The sequence below is a fragment of the Solibacillus sp. FSL K6-4121 genome (assembly GCF_038002585.1).
Classification (GTDB): Bacteria; Bacillota; Bacilli; order Bacillales_A; family Planococcaceae; genus Solibacillus; species Solibacillus faecavium.
In genome coordinates, this window is sequence record NZ_JBBOCS010000001.1 from 1215998 (window position 1) to 1236986 (window position 20989).

Consider the following 20989-nt stretch of genomic DNA (forward strand, 5'->3'; position numbering starts at 1 on the left):
GGGTCTCATGCCGCAGTAATAGTAGCAGTAAAGGTATGGTTTACGGCGTACCTTTACTGCTACTATGCGGCTCCCGCCAAAGGAAAATCGCAACTTATTGGACTTGTCTTTTTTCTTAAGAATTTCTTCACTTTTAGCCTTTCTAAATATTAAGATTTACCGTTTACACTAAATGTATGGGAAAAGGAGTGAACAATGATGATTAAAGTGAATAACTTACAACATACATTTTCAATCGGTAAAAAAGGGAAGGAAAAAACAGTACCCGTACTGAGGGATGTATCCTTTGATGTAAAGCGCGGTGAGATTGTAGCAATCGTAGGGAAGAGTGGTTCTGGAAAATCTACTTTACTGCAAATATTAGCAGGTTTTATGAAGCCAGAGCATGGTTCGATTGTCGTTAATGCACAGGAGATCGCGGCATTTAATGAAGCTGCGAGCGCTAAGTTTCGTTTAGAAAATTACGGCTTTATATTTCAAAACTTTCAACTGATGCCAAGCTTAACGGCATTTGAAAATATAGAATTGCCTTTAAAATTAAAAGGGATGAATGTTTCAGCGCGTAGAAAACGTGTTGAAGTTATTATGCAGAAGGTTGGTTTGACGGAAGTAACGGATCATTACCCAAATGAATTATCAGGGGGGCAACAGCAGCGTGTTAGTATAGCACGGGCACTTGTAACCAATGCCCCAATATTATTGGCGGACGAACCTACAGGGAGCCTTGATTCGGAAACGGAGCAAGATATTTTGATGCTTATTCAGCAGTTAAATCGAGAACTTGAATTGACATTTATTATTATTACACATGACGAGGAAGTTGCAATGATTGCTGATAAACGCTTCCGCATGCATGATGGCAAGTTAGTAAAGGAGGGTAATCACCGTGTTATTTAAAGATCAAGTAGACTTTGTCATGCAGCATATTAAGAAGAACAAATTACGCGTATTTATGACGGTGCTTGCCGCTACAATGGGCTGTGCGTTTCTAATCGTACTTGCTTCGATCGGATTTGGGTTGCAAGCTTCAATGGAGGAAGAAATTTTATCGAGTGAAAGCGTCACAAAAATTGAAGTTATGGGTGGGGAAGCACAGTTTTCGGAAGAGGAAGTAGCAGAAATTGAAGCAGTAGAAAATGTACAGACTGTTTTAAAAACAACGACAATAGATGCAGAGGTGAAAAGCTTTTTTGAAGACCGGGATACAATTTCTGGTTTACGATTAACGAATTTCACTGATTATGCTTCTATAGCAAAGCCGTTAGCAGAAGGCACATACCCGAAAAATGAAAATGAAATTGTTGTCGGCTATCATTTCGGTCAAACGTTATTGAATGAGGCAGACCGCAAATTGATTGAGGAAAAAGAAAAAGCGGCTAAAACAGAAGGTACTTATTATAATGGAGAAGAAGAAGGCTATAAGAGCTCATTAATCGGTAAGGAGATTGAAATTGCGATAAGGTCGTATGATGATCCGAACAAGCTTTCAGATCGTATGACATATACGATTGTTGGTGTGATGCCAAAGCCTGCATATGAATGGGCAGTTGAAAATAGAATTTATATGATGGACGAGCAACGTGCAGTTCTTGAAAATAGCTTTAAGCAAGTAATTGATGAGAACCCGGCTGATTACCAATTATTTTTTGAACGCTATGATATTTATGCAAAAAGCTTAGAATACGTGAAACCAATCTTGGAAGATTTACGTGGGAAAGGCTACGGTGTATACTCGGTTACCGAACAGCTTGAGGACTTAAATGTCTTTTTCTTAGTGTTAAAGGCAGGTCTGGTATTTGTTGGGACGATTGCAGTACTAATTGCATCAATCGGTATATTCAATACAATGACAATGGCGGTAACAGAGCGTACAAGGGAAATTGGTGTACTAAAGGCAATTGGAGCGAGTCCAAAACTGATTCAGCGACTATTTTTAATGGAAAGTACATTTATAGGTGTTATCGGAACAGTTATAGCCATTGCTATTTCCTACCTAGTAAGCTTTGCATCTAATCTTTTACTGCCGATTGTTTTAGAGGCAGCAACAGGTGAAGAAAACTTTGGCAATATCCAATTTTCTGCTATTCCATGGCAGTTAGTAGTGATTGCCGCAACAATTAGTATCGGTGTTGCGATGATATCAGGATTAAGACCAGCACGAAAAGCAACGAAAATCGAAGTAATGCAGGCACTAAGACAAGAATTATAGGGAAAATTCCACCTCGTAAAAGTAGGGCTCTTCTTTTACGAGGTTTTTTCTATTTCAAAACGGCTTCGAGCAAGCGTAATTGCTGTTCTAGTTCAAAATAAGCTTCTTCGGCCTGTTCGAGTGATACAAGCTGGAAAAGTAGTGTCTGTTGGGGAGCAAGCTGCGCTAAACGATGTAAATCAGCGGTAATTACTTGTGCAATTTTCGGGTAGCCTCCTGTTGTTTGCCGATCTGCCATTAATAGAATCGGGTGTCCACTTGGAGGTAATTGGATCGTACCGAATGTGACGGCTTCGGAAAGTAATTGAAACGGTTTTTCAAGAAATATGGACTTGTGGGAGTCTAATTGATAGCCCATACGGTCGGATTTATTCGAAATTGTATAAGATTGATTAATAAAGCTAGTTTGCATACCACGGCTAAATTGCTGCCACTCGGTTCCTGGTAGTATACGAATAGTTGCTTTTTCGTAGAAGGTCTTTGTATTTACTTGATATGCAGCATATTTTATTCGCGTTTCCTCATAAGGAATCTCATCGCCCGGTTGCAGTGCTCGTCCTTTATAACCGCCAAACTTCGCTTTTAAATAGGTGCTTCGACTACCGAGTATTTCATCCACTAAAAATCCACCTGCAATACAGAAATAGCTTCTTGCACCATTTATTATAGTCCCACACGTTAATACGTCACCTGCTTTAGCGGAAATAACTTTATACATGGGGACTAGCTGATTATTAAGTGTTGCGTGCATCATTCCACCTGTCAAAACAAATGCTGTGGCTTTTTTAAATTCAAATACCCCGCCATTTAATGTCATTTCAATGGCGGCTTTACCAGATTGCTTTAACAGTGCATTGCCGATTCGGTAGGCAACTGAATCCATTACGCCACTTGCAATAATCCCAAATTGTTGATGGCCAGTTCGCCCTCCATCTTGAATGGTAGAAAAAATTCCTGGTTTCATAACTTTTAGCATGAGGTGACCTCCTTTACGGCTACAAATCGAACTCGGTCACCTGCTCGTAATAATGTAGGAGGGTTTTTGTCAGGCAAAAATAATGGCGTCATCGTTCGACCGATAATTTGCCATCCGCCTGGTGTTGCAAGCGGATAAATGCCTGTTTGTTCTCCGGCAATCCCTACTGAACCGGCCGCGATTTGTAATCTTGGAGTGGAATGACGTGGTGTTGCGATTCGTTTATCCATCCCGCCCAAAAACGGGAACCCAGGTGCAAAGCCGAGCATATAGACGAGATACTGTTTAGCGGTATGTATATCTATCACTTGTTCCGGTGTTAATCCATTAACATGTGCAACATCGTTTAAGTCAGGACCATATTCACCACCGTAAATAACTGGGATATCTATTAGCCGGCCCATTTCTTGAGATGAAATGTCTTGATTAGTAAGTAAGGTTTCAATATAGTTTTGTACTTTTGTAGAGCTCGTTTTTAATGAATTGGGTTGTAGAGATTTTCTAACTATAAATGGATCGTAATAAATACAAAGATTCGTATAGCTCGGCACAAGCTCGATAAAACCGGGAAAAGGGTGCTGTTGGATAGTTATCATAGCTTGCTGGATTTGGTGGTGTGCTTGTTCATTAATCGTCGTACTAAATTGAACAAATAGAGCATTGTCGCTTAATTGCCTAAATTGCAGAACCGGCATGTAATTTCACCTCATTATTGGAATGAATGATTATGTATGGCATGATAATAGCATAACATTCTGATAGTTGTTGGGGGAGAGGCTATGTATACGATTGATATAAATTGTGATTTAGGCGAGAGCTTTGGAAGATATAAGTTGGGAGAACAAGAGGAAATACTACGTTATATAACTTCTGCCAATATCGCATGCGGATTTCACGCAGGAGATCCAACTGTCATGCGCGAAACGGTGGAGCTGGCGGTAAAAAACAATGTGCAAATCGGTGCACATCCGGGACTGCCTGATTTAAATGGCTTCGGGCGCAGGGAGATGAAGATTTCTCCTCAAGAGGCGTATGACATCGTTGTATACCAAATCGGTGCACTGCAAGGATTTTTAACAACTACAAACGTAAAAATGCAACATGTTAAACCTCATGGAGCGCTTTATAATATGGCGGCGGTACAGAAAGATATATCAAAAGCCATTGCACAAGCGGTATATGATATTTCCCCTAAGTTAATTTTATATGGATTAGCCTCGAGTGAATTAACGAAAGCAGGAGAAAAAATCGGCTTGAAAACTGTGCACGAAGTATTTGCGGATCGGACGTATCAGCAAGATGGCACGCTTACAAAGCGCAACGAATCAAATGCTCTTATTACAGACGAAAAAAGGGCTATCGCACAAATAATAGAGATGATAAAGGAAGGAACAGTCACTTCCGTTCAGAATACGAAATTCCCACTTCAGGCACATAGTATTTGTGTGCATGGGGACGGGGAGCATGCCGTACAATTTGCCCAGCTGACCCGTACGAAATTGGAGCAGCAAGGTATTGTAGTAAAGGCATTTCAATAAAAAAGGGTGGTTATCTCGATAATAGAGATAATCACCCTTTCGTCATATTCTAGTGATACTTCAAAATTTCAGTAACTGTTAAAAACTCGTAGCCCTCATCTTGTAAAAAGGCGAGTACTGGCTCTAATCCGTCTGCGGTTGATTGATGGATATCATGCATTAATACAATCGCATTGTTATGTAATCCATCCTTTAGCATTGACAGAAGTTTTTCTGAGTCACGATGTTTCCAATCGAGGGTATCAATTGTCCAGTTAACCGTTTTACAAGGAATAAGCTTTCGCACTTCATCATTAACCGCTCCATAAGGCGGACGGAATACAGTCGAGTTCTCACCGGTAGCATTTATAATGGCCTGTTCTGTAGATTCATACTCTTTTTGAATTTCCGATGGAGACATTTTCGTTAAAACACCGTGTGTCCACGAATGGTTGCCAATTTCATGACCAGCTTGACGCACTTTACGCGCCAATCCAGGATAATATTGAACACGGCTGCCAAGCATGAAGAAAGTTGCCTTTGCATCATATTTTTCTAAGAGTACTAAAATCTGTTTCGTTACTTCCGGGTGTGGTCCATCATCAAACGTAAGGGCAATTCGTTTTTTTGAAGAGTTCTTATCATTTTTCGGAACAATCGTTTCCTCTGCCTGCATCTCAATTTGGAAATCCGAGGCTAAAAGGGGGTTAATGAATGATAGAGACATTTCCACTGTTGGTATTCCTGCTTCAAGTTCTGTCACTTCTCCTTCATTAAAGTAAATAATGAGGGAATCTCCCTTTAATGCAAAGCGCTTAAATAATCGCCATTTCGGTTGAGTGGCAGAAGCGAGCTCTTTTTCCTTAATATAATCTTTATAGGCTGTGTTCTTTACCATTTCAGATTGAACATGTGCAGCAAAAGTTTCCAAACTTTTTAGATCTTCATTCAGTAGTGTACGAATATCGAATAATTCACCGGTTTCATTGTCGATTAAAAATGTTGTGATTGTTGTCTGTTGCTCTACTGCATTTAAAATTGTCTTATTCGTTAATACGAAGGAGTAGTAATGGTCATACTCAAAAGTATCAAGGCTAATATTTAGTTCGCCGGATAATTGTTTTTCGTTTTGCTGAAGGCGCATCATGCTTATGTAATATTCTTTCGATTCTTCGATATACGTAGTGACCGCTTGATTGAACGTTTTGTATTCCGTAAGTGGATATTGAATTGCGAAAGGCATTTTATCATCATTCGAAATGTCTGTGACAATCTTTACCCCAGGAAAAGTTGATGGCTCTTCGCTTGTAGTAGAATCTTGCTCTTCTGCAGATGTCTCCTCACTACTCGGGAAAAGTGGGTTATCGCTCAAAACAGTTAAGTAGACAGTAATAGCTCCCAGTATAATGATAGAGCTAATAAGGGTTAAATCAATCCAAGGACCGCGGCGTTTTCTGTAAGGGTTTGACATGATGTACTTCGGTTCCTTTCTATTAAAAATAGACATCTAAGTAAAGCTATAAAAAATATATTAAATTTATTAATCATTTTAGAAAATACACTATCATAGTAGCATATATTGTATGAAAAAAGGCTGTTATTTTAAGGGTGCTTCAAGTAATATGAGCTAAGAAGTGGAAGGAGGTCCATCGTATGGATAATGAACATACTGAAATGGCAATAGACTGCTTTTTACTTGCAGGCCGTATCATGATTGAAAGTGGTGCGGAAACGTATCGAGTGGAAGACACGATGCTGCGTATGGCCCGTTCTCAAAACATGATGGATGCACAAAGCTACGTAACGCCAACAGGAATTATTTTTTCTCTTGGTAAAACGCAACCTACCAGAATTACATCGATTCCAACAAGAATTACGGATTTACATCGAATCGCTCTTGTCAATAATGTCTCGCGTAAGCTTACATCCCACCTCATATCAATTGAACAAGCATATGAAGAATTGAAGAAAATAGAAAAAACGAATTATTTCCTTCCAATAGCCATTCAGGTCCTTGCTGCGAGTATAGCGAGTGGTGCCTTTTTACTGCTGTTTAAGGGGACTGTAAGTGACATTCCGGCTGCTTTTATTGCAGGAGGGTTAGGTTTATATATCGTTACTATCATTCATAATATGACGCGCGTAAAATTTTTCTCGGAATTTCTTGCTGCGGTGGCTATTGGTATTGTGGCATCTTTTGCAGTCTATTATGGATATGGTAAAGAAATCGATAAAATTATTATTGGCTCAGTTATGCCACTTGTACCTGGTTTGCTCATTACAAATGCGGTACGGGATATGATGGCTGGGCATTTTACAGCAGGGATGGCAAAGGGAGCTGAAGCTTTTTTAACAGCGTTTGCGATTGGCTCGGGAATTGCACTTGTTCTGTCCTTCTAAAACTTTGGCTGTCAGTATACTTTGCAATATTGGAATAGGAGGAAAGCTGGATGTTGGATAGTGTTCTTATTCAAGTCGTTATTAGTTTCGTTGCAACAGCGTGCTTTGGTGTAATTTTTAATGCGCCTACAAAAACAATTCCAGCATGTGGCTTTGTCGGTGCAGTCGGTTGGGCAATCTATTACGTCATGATTGAAATCGGAGTCGATGAGGTACAAGCCTCGTTTTTAGGGGCATTTGTTGTGTCATTAGTAGCGTATTTCTTTGCGCGCAAATTTAGAATGCCCATGATTATTTTTAGTGTTTCAGGAATTATTCCGCTTGTGCCTGGAGGAATAGCCTACAATACAATGCGTAACGTTATGGAACTCGATTATATTATGGGTCTGCAAAATGGGATGCGGGCATTTATGATCTCTGGAGCCATCGCGATGGGGCTTGTTTTCGCAGAAGTATTTATGCAAATTATTTTCAGGCTATTGAGCCAGGGGAAGACTTCAATGCAATCCTTTATGAAATCGAAAAAAAGAAGCTCGTAATGCACTGTTTTACAGTAGCCTTACGAGCTTCTTTATTATTACTATACAAGTAAAGATGAAATGCCATTAGAAGAGCTTGGTTTACTAATAAAGTATCCTTGTAAAATATCGCAGCCGATATTTGTTAGGAATTCTTTTTGTTCTTCTGTTTCTACGCCTTCTGCAACGACTGTTAAATTCATCGATTTGCCAAGCTGAACCATGCCATTTACAAGCTGCTGCGTTTTTTCAAATTTCAGTGAGCGTATGAAAGTTTGATCGATTTTCAAAATAGAAATCGGCAATAGCTGCATATAACGGAATGAGCCGTAGCCCGTACCAAAGTCATCTAATGCAAAAACAATTCCTTCGTTCTCAAGTGTGCGCATCTGTTTAATGATGCTAGTTTCAGCTTCTGCTTCCAATGCAAATTTCTCGGTAATTTCGATTTGCAGTAAATTAGCAGGGCAACCTGTACGTTCAAGAGTAGCTAAAATTGATTTTGCCATGTTTTTGTCACGGAACTCACGGACAGAAGAGTTAATACTTACTTTAATATTATGACCAGCCTTTTTCCAAAGAACGGCTTGCTCACATGCCTTTTCGAGCATAAATGAACCGATATTATTAATTAGACCTGTTTCCTCTGCTATTGGAATCAATTCATCAGGAGAGACAACACCAATTTCCTCATCATCCCAGCGAACTAAAGCTTCTACTCCTGTAAATTTCCCAGTTTTTACATCGAGCTGTGGCTGGTAAAGAACATGTAAATTTTTCTGATCCAATGCCAGTAATAACCGCTTTTCTATGATTGAGTTACGATTCAATGTAACATGTGAAGATTTTGACAAGGAAACAATTCGGTCACCACCAGCATTACGTACAGACGTAATGGAAGCCAATGATGCCTTCATCAAATGTGTAAATGTCAATTGATCTTCAGGGTAGCGAGTAATGCCACCGCTTACGGAAAGGGGAACAGCAACATTTCCGTTGTATATTGGGTTTTGCTGTAAATAACTAAGGAAACCTTGTGTAAACCATTCAGGCAGAGGTGTTATCACAACAAAATCATTTTCGTTAATACGGGCCATTGTACTATCTTGGAAATACATTTTCAGACGTTTTGTGAATTCCATGATAAGTGATTTCTCTGCACAATCATCATGCAGATCTTTAATGGTATAGAATTTATCGATGCTTAAGTAAACAAATGAAAAATGACGATCTTCCTGAATCATTTCATCGATCACTTGTGCAAGGCGGTGCACATTCATTAATCCTGTTTCAGTATCGATATAGGCAATTTTTTCGAGCTGGAACTGAATCGCTTTTTCCTTTGTAATGTTTCGTTCGATTAGGAAATATTGATTTAGCTCTGGTGCAGGGCCAAGCATCGGAATGGCGGTTAAATGCACCCAATAATGTTCGTCGTCCTTTGTCACCTTTTCTACATCACCTTGCCAAATTTGCCCACTTTGCAGTGTTTTCCAAATTTCCAAAGCGACTTTTTCGGATTCACCATTATTTGGGAATAGCTGCCAAAACGTTTTGCCGAGAACCCGCTTTGGTGTCCAATGGCTTGCCTTTAAAAATTGCTGGTTGGTTTGTATGATAAAACCATCCTGATCGAGTGTCACAGTCATAAAGGATTGCTGAATACCACTCTTTAAATCGATTAAGTGTTGCTGTTCGTCATCTACTAAACGCATTTCTTCATTAGGAACACATAAAATGAAAATAGCTTCCTTATTTTCGAAGAGGATAGGTTTTGTATAAACTGTACAGATTTTGGAAGCTTCACCCTTCATCAATATTGGAACATTGTGTAAGCATAAAGCTACAGTACTTGTTAAGATGGACTCCACTGTCTCGTTACTTACTTCTGAAAAAAGAGTGTTGTAAACAGGGTTTTCTTTTAGTTCTTTAGTCTTGACTTCTGAGTAGTCGAAATGATGAAAATTTCCTTTAACAATTGTTCCATTTGGTAGAAGTATAAAAGAAGGGAAGGGAGTAACTAGTATTGGTTCAATATTAGTAGAAAGGGTTTGCTCGTTTATCATACTTTAAATCTCCTTATTTAATAAATTATTACTATAATTATAATGAGGCAACATCCATTGGTCATTAAAAAAAATCTTTTATATTTATATATAAGCGTTTAATAGGATTATTATACCTCAATTTTATAAGAAGGATAGTTAAAATTGTACATATTTCTTATATTTGGCATCAATAGAATGTCGTGCTCTTATCGTCGTGGTATAAATAAGAGGAAAAATAAGAGAATAGCTTTGAAAGTCATTTTAAAATTGATAATTGCGCGCTATTGTTGCGTAACTACGTGAGCTTTACTAAAATAGAAACATTATAGAAGATAGAATTGGAGTAGAAAGAATGAATTTATCGGCAATTACCGTGTCGTATCCTTTAGATCAAGAAACATATGAAGAAGTACAAAACTTATGTAAAACATCAGCTGTTTGTGATGGCATCCTATTAAATCAGGTAATGAATCTAACAATTGCTAAAAGTTATGAAACACGCGGGTTTTATGTACTTGTATATGATGATGAAAAAAATCTATTAGTTGGGGCAGGAACTGCTGTGGATCTAATGGGTTTAAATACGTATGAATGGTCGATGCTAGTTGCCCCAATGTACCGTCAGCTTGGAATTGGAACAGCGATTTTAAATGTCCTAAAAGAAGGTATGGCGATCCGGAACAGTGAGGGGGAGCTTGCTCTTGTAATAGAAGGCTCTAAATTCGGAAAAGAGTTTTTAGAGCAAAACGGGTATTTATACAGTTTTTCTGAGGCAACTTTAGAGGCTCATGCGGAAGTTATGGAGAATAAGGGAGCGGTGACTTTACGTCCTTTCATGCAAAAAGATACGGAAGCGCTCATTTCAATTTTTAGTGATGCTTTTGGCGATATGCGTGAAGAATCATTGGAGTTAATTGAGTTTAATACGACGACAGAAGGCTTAGTAATGTGGACAGCCGAAATGGATGGCGAAGTTGTTGGAACTGTGACAACCCGTAAAGAAGGGGAAGTACAATGGATTACTGCGTTTGCAGTATCACCGAAGAGACAGCGCCAAGGCGTCGGTACGCAAATTTTAAACTTCGTGAAGGACTATGCAATCCGTTCAGGTGATAAAACTATTTTACTTGATGTAGAGATTGAAAATATGGGTGCACTCCGCGTATATGAAAAAGCCGGATTTATGAAGTCGTCACAGGTTGATTATTATATTTATATTGGGTAAGAAAATGAGAAAACTTTATTTAGTGCTTCAGTTAATAGGGAGAAAATAATTTTAAAAATAGTATTTAAGGGCACAATTCGTCTATGAATTGTGTCCTTGTTTTCGTTGTTGCTTCACCAACTATATATACACAAATGCAATTAGTACAGGAGCATCGTTAAAATTATGTGTCTTCATTAATTCCATTGTTAAAACACTTGCTAATTAGATATCAGAAAGAGATGGGAATTCTATAATAAGGCTATGTTCTCCAACTAACTGAGAAGTTAGTTTAATCCCATTTCCTCGCACCAAGGTCCTTGTCCTTTACATTGAAATTGATAAATTTTATTTTCATTTTTAACTTTCAGTTCAATTATATAATCAAATGGGTGATGAAAATTACCTTGCTTCGCATCTCCAACTATATTTATTTTTTCAATATCGTGATAACTCAAGTTTAATTTTTGATAGTCAGTGGAACTCCCTAAAATGACTAACAAGCGATGCTGTTCATTTATTAATCGATCCGAATGTCTATCATATGCATAATAACTAATAAGCCCTGTTTGTATAATCAATAAGGCACAAATAACAATGCCAATCTTTTTAGAAATCCCTTTCCGTGCTTTCCAAAATAAAAGGATGGTCAATGAGCATGCTACGTATAAGATGGTAAATTCAATCGTTACATTATTTAAAGCGATACCATTTCTGAATAAAATAAAACCATACAAGAAAATTAAAGCAATAACTATAATACCCATTTCATCACCCCTATTATTTAACTGAACAACTAGTAACTAAGATGATTTGATTTTCTTTCAATAAAGAATAAAATTCTACAACCCTTTCCAAAAATCCTATTTGAAGAGGAGATATCATTAGAATTAAAGAATAAGATATGAAGTAGTTTGGACTATAGTTCAACAAGGAAAGCAAAATATTTCGCCCAAAAAAACGCTCAGATTTCTAAGCGTTAAACTTGTACTAATTAAGCTGTTAATTCCGTTGTTAAATACGCTTTTCTACCGATATATTTGCACTAATTGGCTTCATTAAAAAAGCCTCTTTCGAAGGACCAATCAAATAAAGTTCATGCATGGCACGGGTTAAAGCTACATATAAAAGCTTCCGATCGAGCGGGTTGTCATAATACGGTGTGTCAAATGACGTGAGAATAACTGCATCAAACTCTAATCCCTTTGCTAAATGACTTGGGATGACTAGAAGCTTTTGCTGATCGATTGCCGAGTTTTCGTCAAGCAACTGTGCAGAGATATCCGAGTTTTCAAGCAGTTTAACCAACTGAACAGCTTCATCTGTTGTTTTGCATATGAGTGCAATGGATTGATGATGGTTTTCACGAATTTTTGCCAGCACGTCTTTAATGATGTTGTCATCAAAGTTTTTCGCTGTGATAAACTCAGGCTTTTTCCCATGACGGACAACGGGTTCAACGAGCGGTAAGTCCTCATCCATCTGCATTAAAATTTCATTGGCAACTTCCATAATTTCAATTGTCGTACGGTAGCTTTTTTGAAGGGTAGCATAGGTTGCGCGAGGGAAAAGCTCAAGGACCGGCTGCCATTCTGTAAGAGATCTATAGCTATGGATACCCTGCGCTAAATCGCCAACCATCGTGAACATATCCGTTTCAAGTCCCGCCTTTAAAGCAGCGAGCTGGAAGTAGCTATAATCCTGTACTTCATCAATAAAGACGACCCGCATTTTCCATTTATCCTCAATCCCTTTAATTTTCGCATGTAAAAATAAAAGGGCTGCTAAATCTTCAAGTGCCCATTGCTCTTTTTGGTGTGCCTCTAAAAATAACTCTGTTTCTTCGACGGACCATTCGGGAGCCAGTTCAAATAATAATTCACGGCTTGTAAGGAATGTTCGATATAGTTGCTTGATTTTTGCCTTCTGGAATTTTCTCATATAAGAAGATGCGACAGTTTTTGCTTCCTGTTTAATTTTCGGAATGCGATCATCACGTTCGTCGATTAGTTTTGTTACAGTATGACGGCGCTTTTCTGCATCTCGCATACCATTGAGTGCACGGCCAATCGCGTCTTCATATCGTGTATTCAATGTAGTTAATACAGCAGTTGTTTTCCGTTTTACTTCGTTCTGAATAACCTTTTTAATGCGCTCGAGCCGTTTTTCAACAGGCATATAATGAAATTCTACTAAGAACAGCTTTCGCAAATGGTCGCCTTTCATTATCCGGTATTTTTCAATAAATACATCATCAAATAAAGCGGCTAACTTGGCTTCGTAATGCTGCAAATAGCGATTCATCATCAGCTCATAAAACGGACTGCCTTTCATTTTCGGAATCATCCAGCCTTCATGTGTAGAGGACGGATTGGCGATTAGCCGTTCGAGCTGTTCATTTGGATTTTGGAGCTTCAACTTAAGATTAATGGCATCAAGTACATATTGAGCGTAAGTTGTTTGGCATATTTTATCGACACCTAGCTCAGGGAGAACGTCTGCAATATAGTCAATGAATAAACGGTTTGGTGCTAAAATCATGAGTTGTTCGGGATTGAAATGGTCACCCATCGTATAGAGGAAATATGAAATCCGGTGCAGGGCAATCGTTGTTTTCCCTGACCCTGCTGCTCCTTGTACGAGAATCGGTTGACGTAGATGGGCTCGGATAATTTCGTTTTGCTCTTTCTGTATTGTGGAGACGATTTCGGTTAAGCGAACATCTGCTTTACCTTCTAGTGCCTCTTGCAGCAACTCGTCATTCGTTGTTAAGTCGACGTCCCGGTAGTCGAGGAGCTTTGCATTTTCAATTTTATATTGTCGCTTTGCAAATAAATGTCCCGTAAGTTCTTCACCGCGAACATCATAAGTAATCTCACCTAACCGTCCGTCATAATAGACATTTGCAACAGGGGAACGCCAGTCGACAATAATAGGTTCATGTGTCTCGCTGTGGAAGAGGGAAGTTTTTCCGATATAAAGAAATTCCTCATTTTCCTGCTCACGCTGGAAGTGGATTCTCGCAAAATATGGTCTTTGGCGAATCGCCTCCAAGCCTTCTTTTTGGTTGCGGGCCAATTCGAAAAAGCGAGTATTCATTAAAATATTTAAGAAGCTGTCACTCGAATCCAAGTATTCCACATTGGTCATTGCAGAGCGTATATTTTCCTGTGCTGTTTCGATATCTCTTTTCGAACTATGCAAAATCTGGTCCATATAATGAACCGTATCATGTAACCGCTGCTGTTCTTGTTTGAACTCTTCATTTACCGTCATGTCGTTCCCCCTATCATCAATCAATTACACTTCATTGCACAGCGTAAAGATTAGGTTTTTACTTTTTTGAGAATCTGCAACATTGTCAGATAATTATCTTATCAAAATACGACGTGTATATTCAAGGAGATGTATGGAAATAGGAAGTCATGATATTTAAGGCACTAATAATACTTAGGAGTTACCGAAATATTTCAAACTAATAAAAACCATATAATGGTATTATTTTAAGTGAGGTTTATTTAATAATTGAAATAATGAAGGAGGATTTTTAATGGAACAAGGTACAACAAAAATCTATACACCCCCGAAACATATCGTTTCAGCAGCAACAATTGTTCTTAATGATCAAAACGAAATTCTGCTAATCAAAGGCCCTTTAAGAGGGTGGGAGATGCCAGGAGGTCAAGTAGAAGAAGGTGAATCGATAAAAGAAGCCGCTATTAGGGAGACAAAAGAGGAAACGGGTATAGATGTTGAAATAATAAAGTTTTGCGGAATTTTTCAAAATGTAAAAAGGTCAATCTGTAACACGCTCTTTCTAGCAAAGCCTATTGGAGGACAATGTACGACTTCTACCGAAAGCTTAGAAGTAGAATTTTTTTCAATTGAAGAGGCTTTAAAACTGGTGGAATACGGAAATTTTCGACAAAGAATCGAATGCTGCCTAGATGAAAGTAATCACCCTTTTTATATAGATTTTTAAGGGCAAAAGAAGAGAGGATGTCACCGCTATATTTTAAAAACGAACATCGACTGTACAACTGTATCGAGGTGTTTCTTTTTCAGCGTAAATATTTTCCTGAATTATAACTTTTGCATTGCCAAAAGTATATGATTCTTCTTTATCTGCATACACTTGGAAAAAATCTGCGGTGTAATATTTATACCCATCTTTTTCAAGGTAGGCCCAGACTTCATCGGCTTTACGTGGGTCAAGACCTTTACTATGTAAAAACTCGATAAGTTCAACATTAAACATAATTTGCTCCGCGTATAAAACACAATCACCACATATACAATGGTTGGCTGTACCAACAAGTGCTCTTTTCGAATAAAAATTTTCATTTAGCTGCTTAGTGTTCATAGTGCCCTCCGAGAAAATAGTAGTTTTATTTACCTTAAATACCTTAAAAATATAATTAAACTCGAATTTTGGGATTACTTCAAGAAAGGGTAAAGTATTTTTATTGAAATTTAAAACTTAAGGAGGAATAATCTTATGGACATACAGTGGGGGAATGGGCAATATCCGGAAGATAAGAGGATTTTCGATTCTGAGATGGAAGTGTATGAATGGACACACTCATTGTATACGGATATTTCGCTTTATTTATTTAGAGAACAAAATGTTGGTTATGCAACGCCTGATGAAAAAGTAATCGATTTTTTAACCGAACTGCTTCCGCAATGGGCAGATCATTTAAATCTACAGCTTATTGTGCATAAAGATAAAGTAGAAGAAAACGGTAAATGCATTTATAGAATTTGGACTTCACAAGTAAAAAAACTTGATGGAAGGGATGGAAAAGGGTAGCTTTTTGTAATGAATTCACTAAATTTCCAATCAGGAGAGATATTCAATGATTGAGAAATTTATACAGTCCTCAAGAGGAACAATGAGGTAGTTTCCCACCAGAAATATGCTATTGTCTTTAGCCATGGGTTAACAGCAGATCACACCCTTTTCGATAAACAAGTTGAATAGAGTTTAATGACTTGCTCATTTCTTTTATTCAGTCCAATTTATAAAAGTAATATAAAGGAGGAATACTATTTCTAAATTTAATAAAAGACTATTGCCGGTAGTTATTTATATATTTTTAATAGCAATATTAATAATCTTTATAAAAAAGACAGATTTTAATTTGACTGGCTATACGTATTACTTTGATGAAGAAAATACGGTGTTAACAATTGAAGAAGGATATTTAAATAAAGAAGTAAATCATGTGATATACAATGTGCAAGATCATTCTAATGCCGCTAAAGCATTATTGATTATATTACCGATTAACAAAGCATATCAATTATGGATGGTTACTATAATCTTCCTGACATTTTATTTATCATGCATCTTCTTTATAATATTTTCTGAAAAACTGAGATTATATTTGGGCTTATATCTTTTATTCCTAATTGTCTTTATTTTAGGAGACCTATACATTCACAAAGAATTGATTGAGGAAATATCTAATACTCTCGATAAATTAATTTAAAGCTATTAATTTACCTAAAATCAGCCAGTAAAAAAGGATAATAGTCAAATAAGATCTATTATCCGTATTTTTATCTTCACCACTTCGCCACATGCTCTTCAATACAGCCAAGCATTTGCTGGATTTGTAAAGTTGTGCCGTCTTCGAGCTGAATAAATCCATCATAATAGCCTACCATTTGGTGGACAGAGGAAACAATGACCTTCGCATTGGTTTCGGCTACTCGTTCAAAAAATGGTGTAAACATTAAATTGACCTGCCCGCTGAATTTGGATTTTACAGTCCATGGCTTCATAAAATCGGTACGGTCATAGTGAAATAATACATCTTCATGTATTTTTGTCATCTTTCCATCGACAAAAACGGCATTTTCCGTCATACCTGTACCGTCTGTCCACTTCCCGCCAAAGTTTAAGCCAATTCGTTGACCACGAACGCGCTGTGAGGCCATTCCCCAATTCCATGTTGCTTCACGAGGCCATATCCCACGACCATAATCCAGCACCGCAAAGCTTTCTTCAGGAGTAAAGGTAAAGCTGCGATTGCCAATATGTACAACCCCAGAAGCCGGTAACGTATGATGTTTTGCTGTAAATTGAAATGTTTTGCGATTCCATGGAATAACTACATTAAGGGACTCATCATTTTTTGGATGCTCAATCTTTAGCTCAGCATGTAATGACTCTCCATCAAAATCTGGCGCATTGACCGTTAAATGAGTTTCATTGTTGAAGTACGCCATTTCAATAGAGACTTCGCTATTTTTATATTGGATAGTTTCCAACACTTTTTCAGGCATTTTTACATTTGCCCCAAGTGGAATTAAAATTGTTTTTTCGAAATAGCGCTGTGTTTCATACTCGAGAAAATAGACGAAGCACACCGCAGCGTAATCTAAGTGACTAATCGTAGCGGAAAACAAAATTTCCTCACCAAAGACACACCAATAATTCCATTTTTTCTTGCGCATAAAATGACCGGAAAGATTGCAATCGATAATGGGTGTTCGTGCATAGCCGATTGCCTCCGGATTCAGATTCCCTTTTTTATCGCATAGAACCGTTGGAAGGACGATTTCCCTTTCTGCGTGTTGCCTCATCTATATTCCCCCTTAAACTATCTTTAAAAATCAAATGAACATAATGCAGTTAAAATAATTGTATCAAACAATTACAAAAACAGGGTATTTTCACTCTACATTCATATAAAGTACATAAAAAGGAGAAATTCGACATAGGTTGTGAAAAAAGGAGAAAAAAGTTGGTTTCATACTATAATCGAGAGGCTGCAGTGGCCTATGCCAATAAATGGTGGGATAGCTTTAATCCTGAGTTTCCTAGATTTCAGGATGACTGTACAAATTTTATTTCACAATGTTTATATGCTGGAGGGGCGCCGATGCGAGGGGCACCGAATCGTGGGCAAGGCTGGTGGATGATTGGCTTAAATGAGCGCTGGAGCTATAGCTGGTCTGTTGCTCATTCACTCCGTTGGTATTTGGAAACGTCAAAGCGTGGACTCCGGGCAACAAGAGTAAATTCAGTTGAACAGTTACAGCTAGGGGATGTCATTTTTTATGATTTCCAGGGGGATGGAAGAATTGATCATAGTACAATTGTTACGCGAATTGAGGGAGGTATTCCATATGTAAATGCCCATACGTCGAACAGTGCCGACCGGGAATATTCTTATGAGGACTCCACAGCCTATACACCACAAATGACTTACTATTTCTTTCATATTGAGGATGAGTTTACGTTGTAAAGCAACCTTCTAACATATGTTAAATGTTGAAATTTCATGATAAGGTAGTATTAGTAACAGAAGGGGGTTTTGTCGATGACATTATCAGTAAGAGATGCAGTATTACAACGTCGATCAATTAAACTATTTAACGGACAGCAAGTTGAAAAGGAAGCAGTGTTGGGGATTTTAGATGAAGCAAAATGGGCGCCAAATCACGGCAACCGTCAGCCTTGGCGTATAGTAGTAGGCGCGGGCGAGCAACTTCCAAAAGTACATGAATTACTAAGAAATCTAGCTATCCCAAAATGGGAAGAACTTTCAGAAGAGGCTCTTGCTGCTCAAATGAAAAAGTTCACATTAGCGGGTGCTTACGCATTTGTATTAGTGACGGAGGATGTTCGTCAAAAAGAACGCCTGGAAGATTACGCCGCGGCTTCTTGCTATTTACAAAACGTACAGCTGCTTGCATGGGAAAAAGGCATCGGTACATGCTGGAAAACACCTGGATTTTTAGATAATCCGAAATTCCGTGAAGCATTAAAAGCTCAGCCACATGAACGAGTAATTTCAATGTTCCAGTTCGGCTATTTTGATGAACTGCCAAAAGCAAGAGTGCGTAAAGAGCTTACGGATTTTGTGACAGAGTTCGAGATTTAATAATATGAGAATGCATGAGGGAATCAACATTTCCCCGTGCATTCTTTTTTTGTTCGTTAAGGGATTTCATCAATTATATGGGTGTGACTTCCACCTGTTTAAAGATTTGTAACATGGCATACCCTTGCTTTGAAGACTTTTTTCTCTTAAACATAAAAATTAGTTTGAAATCGAGATAAATACATAATAAAATGCAATTATATGAGGAAAAAATAAACAGGTGTTTAAGAAGGAGCAACTATGCGCTATAAAAGTTTAAAAACGCGACTAATATTAATATTTTTATTAGTTGGTATTATTCCCGTTTTTGCTACAGTTATTTACAATTACTTTGCAGCATTTAATAGTTTTGAAGAAGTGCAATATTCTCAACAAAATGAAATGGAACATTCTGTAACGAAGTATTTTGAACAGACGGCATCTGATTTACAATATTTAGTTGAGCTCTATGCGAAAGATCCGGAAATACAGCAACTACTCTTAGAGGAAGACCGCACCTTAATAAAATCCGGTGGTGAAGCGTTATTTAATAAACTTAGTGCACAGCATAAGCTAGCCATTTTTGAAATTGGCGATGAAAAGGGAGCAGTGCATGTAAGAGGCCATAATCCATCTGCTTACGGAGATGATAAATCCGAAATTGTCGCTATTCAAGGTGCCCTGCAAGGAAATACGTATAGTGGGTTTGAATATGGTACAAGCGGTTTGGCAGTGAGAGCCTTTGCACCAATTGAATGGAATGGGCGAACAATCGGTACATTACAAATGGGGGTTCGAAATGAATTTGTGACAAGTGTTCAAAGCTTATTTCCAAATGCAAAGCTGCAGCTGATAGATGCAAATGGAGAGATTTTTGAAGCATCTGAAAAGGAAAATATCGGGAGTAAACTAACAGGAAATGCAATTTCTGCTGTTTTAAATGGAGAAGCAAGCCAATTAAAAAATCAAGATAAAAAAGTAATTGAGAGCTTTTTACCTTTGCAAGATCCTACAGCAACTACTGTTATCGGAGGCATCCATTTAACCCAAAATATTGGAAAGACGCAATCTGCTATGTTCTCGATGATTAATGGTGGTGCCGTCATCTTAATAATCACTATTATACTAGCAATAGTCGTTGCGCTAACTTACAGTCGCACATTAACAAAGCCTATCATACATACATCTAAACTTCTGCATGTATTAAGTGAAGGTGATTTAACACAACGAATGGAAGAGCATAACCGTCAAGATGAAATCGGCCAGCTAATGACAGATATGAAAATAATGCAGGAAAATCTACATAGAATGATTGGTGAAGTTTCGAAAGCATCAAGCAGTGTAAATTCAAAAAGTGCTAGTCTCGCTCTGTCAACAAGTGATGTGTCGACAGGGTCTCAGGCTATTGCTGAAACAATGGAAACATTATCACGTGGCATCGAATTGCAAACAAATGAAATTACCGAAGTCTATGAGGCTGTTAATAAGTTTTCAAACGATTTAAAGGAAACGGCAGAACAAGGGACAAAACTCGAATCAGTTTCCGGTAATGTACTTTTACTTTCATCGGAAGGAACAAAAATGATGCAAACTTCCAATGGACATATGCAGGAAATCCACTACATTATGGATACCGCAATTCATAAAATGGAGGAATTAGGTGAGCGTGTTGGAAAAATCACATCTTTTGTAAATATAATTGAAGATGTAGCTAATCAAACGAACTTACTAGCACTAAATGCCTCTATTGAAGCAGCGCGGGCTGGGGAACATGGAAAAGGATTTGCCGTTGTAGCAGAGGAAGTACGGAAGCTTGCTGAACAAGTGGCAAAATCAGTGATAGAAATTTCCGCGATTGTCACAACGATTCAACATGGTTCAAATGAGTTAAGTAACTCACTACAGCAAGGATTTACGACAATCGAAACGGGGACAGATCAACTTTCGAATACTGCTGATACGTTTAAAGAAATTGAACGATCTGTTTTACAAATGGATGCATTTACAAAACAAGTCCTTGGGCAATTACAAACAATGAGTAGTAAAGGACAAGAGATTAATCAATCCATGCAGGAAATTTCGGCAATTACTGAGGAAACAACAGCAAGTGTGGAAGAAACGACTGCTACAGTTATTGAAACGAGTGCAACGATGAGTAACGTCGCAGAGACAACAGAACAGTTAGCCGAACTCGCAGATCAGCTGAATCAAATCGTAAAAGAATATAAAATCTAATGAAA

General features: G+C 38.0%; 20 protein-coding genes. 12 read left to right on the top strand and 8 right to left on the bottom strand.

The genetic code is table 11. From position 1 onward, the window contains the following. Window positions 1-198: 198 nt before the first annotated feature. Together MHH95_RS06180 and MHH95_RS06185 are read left to right on the top strand one after the other, a co-directional pair. Entirely contained in the window at window positions 199-897 is a 699-nt protein-coding gene (locus tag MHH95_RS06180) for an ABC transporter ATP-binding protein (protein ID WP_340726796.1), read from the top strand. Next, window positions 887-2209, top strand: a complete 1323-nt coding sequence (locus MHH95_RS06185; RefSeq protein WP_340726797.1) for an ABC transporter permease — start codon at window positions 887-889, stop codon at window positions 2207-2209. Before MHH95_RS06180 ends, MHH95_RS06185 begins: the two co-directional genes overlap by 11 nt. Before the next feature lie 49 nt (window positions 2210-2258). On the opposite strand, the gene MHH95_RS06190 is transcribed toward MHH95_RS06185, so the two are convergent. After that, a complete protein-coding gene (locus MHH95_RS06190) occupies window positions 2259-3185 on the bottom strand; it encodes a 5-oxoprolinase subunit C family protein (protein WP_340726798.1) in 927 nt (308 codons plus the stop codon). After that, window positions 3179-3880, bottom strand: coding sequence for a 5-oxoprolinase subunit PxpB (gene pxpB / locus MHH95_RS06195; protein WP_340726799.1), 702 nt, complete (start codon window positions 3878-3880; stop codon window positions 3179-3181). Before pxpB ends, MHH95_RS06190 begins: the two co-directional genes overlap by 7 nt. A gap of 84 nt (window positions 3881-3964) precedes the next feature. On the opposite strand from pxpB, the gene MHH95_RS06200 reads away from it, so the two are divergent. Next, window positions 3965-4723, top strand: coding sequence for a LamB/YcsF family protein (locus MHH95_RS06200; RefSeq protein WP_340726800.1), 759 nt, complete (start codon window positions 3965-3967; stop codon window positions 4721-4723). Between the two features lie 49 nt (window positions 4724-4772). Here the strand turns inward: MHH95_RS06200 and MHH95_RS06205 are convergent, their stop codons facing one another. Further along, a complete protein-coding gene (locus tag MHH95_RS06205; protein WP_340726801.1) occupies window positions 4773-6173 on the bottom strand; it encodes a polysaccharide deacetylase family protein in 1401 nt (466 codons plus the stop codon). Between the two features lie 182 nt (window positions 6174-6355). Between MHH95_RS06205 and MHH95_RS06210 the strand changes: the two genes are divergently transcribed. Together MHH95_RS06210 and MHH95_RS06215 are read left to right on the top strand one after the other, a co-directional pair. Then, window positions 6356-7102: a threonine/serine exporter family protein gene (locus tag MHH95_RS06210; protein ID WP_340726802.1), complete on the top strand. Its 747-nt coding sequence runs from the start codon at window positions 6356-6358 to the stop codon at window positions 7100-7102. A 50-nt stretch (window positions 7103-7152) separates the two neighbouring features. After that, the gene (locus MHH95_RS06215; RefSeq protein ID WP_340726803.1) at window positions 7153-7641 is read left to right on the top strand and encodes a threonine/serine exporter family protein; all 489 of its coding nucleotides are present in this window, start codon (window positions 7153-7155) and stop codon (window positions 7639-7641) included. A gap of 41 nt (window positions 7642-7682) precedes the next feature. Here MHH95_RS06215 and MHH95_RS06220 read toward each other — a convergent pair whose 3' ends face one another. Continuing rightward, window positions 7683-9686 carry a sensor domain-containing protein gene (locus MHH95_RS06220; protein WP_340726804.1) on the bottom strand — a complete coding sequence of 668 codons (2004 nt, stop codon included), beginning with the start codon at window positions 9684-9686 and terminating at the stop codon, window positions 7683-7685. A gap of 334 nt (window positions 9687-10020) precedes the next feature. Between MHH95_RS06220 and MHH95_RS06225 the strand changes: the two genes are divergently transcribed. Then, window positions 10021-10893, top strand: a complete 873-nt coding sequence (locus MHH95_RS06225) for a GNAT family N-acetyltransferase (protein WP_340726805.1) — start codon at window positions 10021-10023, stop codon at window positions 10891-10893. Window positions 10894-11159: 266 nt separating this feature from the next. Here MHH95_RS06225 and MHH95_RS06230 read toward each other — a convergent pair whose 3' ends face one another. Further along, a complete protein-coding gene (locus MHH95_RS06230) occupies window positions 11160-11639 on the bottom strand; it encodes a hypothetical protein (RefSeq protein WP_340726806.1) in 480 nt (159 codons plus the stop codon). A gap of 247 nt (window positions 11640-11886) precedes the next feature. After that, the gene (helD, locus tag MHH95_RS06235; RefSeq protein WP_340726807.1) at window positions 11887-14148 is read right to left on the bottom strand and encodes an RNA polymerase recycling motor HelD; all 2262 of its coding nucleotides are present in this window, start codon (window positions 14146-14148) and stop codon (window positions 11887-11889) included. A gap of 274 nt (window positions 14149-14422) precedes the next feature. Here helD and MHH95_RS06240 point away from each other — a divergent pair, with 274 nt between their 5' ends. Beyond that, window positions 14423-14854, top strand: a complete 432-nt coding sequence (locus MHH95_RS06240; protein WP_340726808.1) for an NUDIX hydrolase — start codon at window positions 14423-14425, stop codon at window positions 14852-14854. A 33-nt stretch (window positions 14855-14887) separates the two neighbouring features. On the opposite strand, the gene MHH95_RS06245 is transcribed toward MHH95_RS06240, so the two are convergent. Continuing rightward, the gene (locus tag MHH95_RS06245; RefSeq protein ID WP_340726809.1) at window positions 14888-15235 is read right to left on the bottom strand and encodes a hypothetical protein; all 348 of its coding nucleotides are present in this window, start codon (window positions 15233-15235) and stop codon (window positions 14888-14890) included. A gap of 135 nt (window positions 15236-15370) precedes the next feature. Here MHH95_RS06245 and MHH95_RS06250 point away from each other — a divergent pair, with 135 nt between their 5' ends. Both MHH95_RS06250 and MHH95_RS06255 read left to right on the top strand, forming a co-directional pair. Beyond that, a complete protein-coding gene (locus MHH95_RS06250) occupies window positions 15371-15685 on the top strand; it encodes a hypothetical protein (protein ID WP_340726810.1) in 315 nt (104 codons plus the stop codon). Window positions 15686-15947: 262 nt separating this feature from the next. After that, window positions 15948-16367, top strand: coding sequence for a hypothetical protein (locus MHH95_RS06255; RefSeq protein WP_340726811.1), 420 nt, complete (start codon window positions 15948-15950; stop codon window positions 16365-16367). 76 nt (window positions 16368-16443) lie between these two features. On the opposite strand, the gene MHH95_RS06260 is transcribed toward MHH95_RS06255, so the two are convergent. Further along, complete coding sequence (locus tag MHH95_RS06260; protein WP_340726812.1) at window positions 16444-17466, bottom strand: DUF2804 domain-containing protein; 1023 nt, start codon at window positions 17464-17466, stop codon at window positions 16444-16446. Window positions 17467-17627: 161 nt separating this feature from the next. Between MHH95_RS06260 and MHH95_RS06265 the strand changes: the two genes are divergently transcribed. The 3 genes from MHH95_RS06265 (at window position 17628) to MHH95_RS06275 (ending at window position 20984) form a co-directional block, all read left to right on the top strand. Beyond that, entirely contained in the window at window positions 17628-18131 is a 504-nt protein-coding gene (locus tag MHH95_RS06265) for an amidase domain-containing protein (RefSeq protein ID WP_340726813.1), read from the top strand. Window positions 18132-18206: 75 nt separating this feature from the next. Next, a complete protein-coding gene (locus MHH95_RS06270) occupies window positions 18207-18770 on the top strand; it encodes a nitroreductase family protein (protein ID WP_340726814.1) in 564 nt (187 codons plus the stop codon). A 240-nt stretch (window positions 18771-19010) separates the two neighbouring features. Beyond that, window positions 19011-20984 carry a methyl-accepting chemotaxis protein gene (locus MHH95_RS06275; protein ID WP_340726815.1) on the top strand — a complete coding sequence of 658 codons (1974 nt, stop codon included), beginning with the start codon at window positions 19011-19013 and terminating at the stop codon, window positions 20982-20984. The last annotated feature ends 5 nt before the right edge of the window (window positions 20985-20989 follow it).

Excerpts from the sequence above, each read along its gene's own strand:
- MHH95_RS06180 (WP_340726796.1), top strand. The coding sequence starts at position 199 with ATGATTAAAGTGAATAACTTACAACATACATTTTCAATCGGTAAAAAA.
- MHH95_RS06190 (WP_340726798.1), bottom strand. The coding sequence starts at position 3,185 with ATGCTAAAAGTTATGAAACCAGGAATTTTTTCTACCATTCAAGATGGA.
- pxpB (WP_340726799.1), bottom strand. The coding sequence starts at position 3,880 with ATGCCGGTTCTGCAATTTAGGCAATTAAGCGACAATGCTCTATTTGTT.
- MHH95_RS06200 (WP_340726800.1), top strand. The coding sequence starts at position 3,965 with ATGTATACGATTGATATAAATTGTGATTTAGGCGAGAGCTTTGGAAGA.
- MHH95_RS06205 (WP_340726801.1), bottom strand. The coding sequence starts at position 6,173 with ATGTCAAACCCTTACAGAAAACGCCGCGGTCCTTGGATTGATTTAACC.
- MHH95_RS06210 (WP_340726802.1), top strand. The coding sequence starts at position 6,356 with ATGGATAATGAACATACTGAAATGGCAATAGACTGCTTTTTACTTGCA.
- MHH95_RS06215 (WP_340726803.1), top strand. The coding sequence starts at position 7,153 with ATGTTGGATAGTGTTCTTATTCAAGTCGTTATTAGTTTCGTTGCAACA.
- MHH95_RS06220 (WP_340726804.1), bottom strand. The coding sequence starts at position 9,686 with ATGATAAACGAGCAAACCCTTTCTACTAATATTGAACCAATACTAGTT.
- MHH95_RS06225 (WP_340726805.1), top strand. The coding sequence starts at position 10,021 with ATGAATTTATCGGCAATTACCGTGTCGTATCCTTTAGATCAAGAAACA.
- MHH95_RS06230 (WP_340726806.1), bottom strand. The coding sequence starts at position 11,639 with ATGGGTATTATAGTTATTGCTTTAATTTTCTTGTATGGTTTTATTTTA.
- helD (WP_340726807.1), bottom strand. The coding sequence starts at position 14,148 with ATGACGGTAAATGAAGAGTTCAAACAAGAACAGCAGCGGTTACATGAT.
- MHH95_RS06240 (WP_340726808.1), top strand. The coding sequence starts at position 14,423 with ATGGAACAAGGTACAACAAAAATCTATACACCCCCGAAACATATCGTT.
- MHH95_RS06245 (WP_340726809.1), bottom strand. The coding sequence starts at position 15,235 with ATGAACACTAAGCAGCTAAATGAAAATTTTTATTCGAAAAGAGCACTT.
- MHH95_RS06250 (WP_340726810.1), top strand. The coding sequence starts at position 15,371 with ATGGACATACAGTGGGGGAATGGGCAATATCCGGAAGATAAGAGGATT.
- MHH95_RS06260 (WP_340726812.1), bottom strand. The coding sequence starts at position 17,466 with ATGAGGCAACACGCAGAAAGGGAAATCGTCCTTCCAACGGTTCTATGC.
- MHH95_RS06270 (WP_340726814.1), top strand. The coding sequence starts at position 18,207 with ATGACATTATCAGTAAGAGATGCAGTATTACAACGTCGATCAATTAAA.
- MHH95_RS06275 (WP_340726815.1), top strand. The coding sequence starts at position 19,011 with ATGCGCTATAAAAGTTTAAAAACGCGACTAATATTAATATTTTTATTA.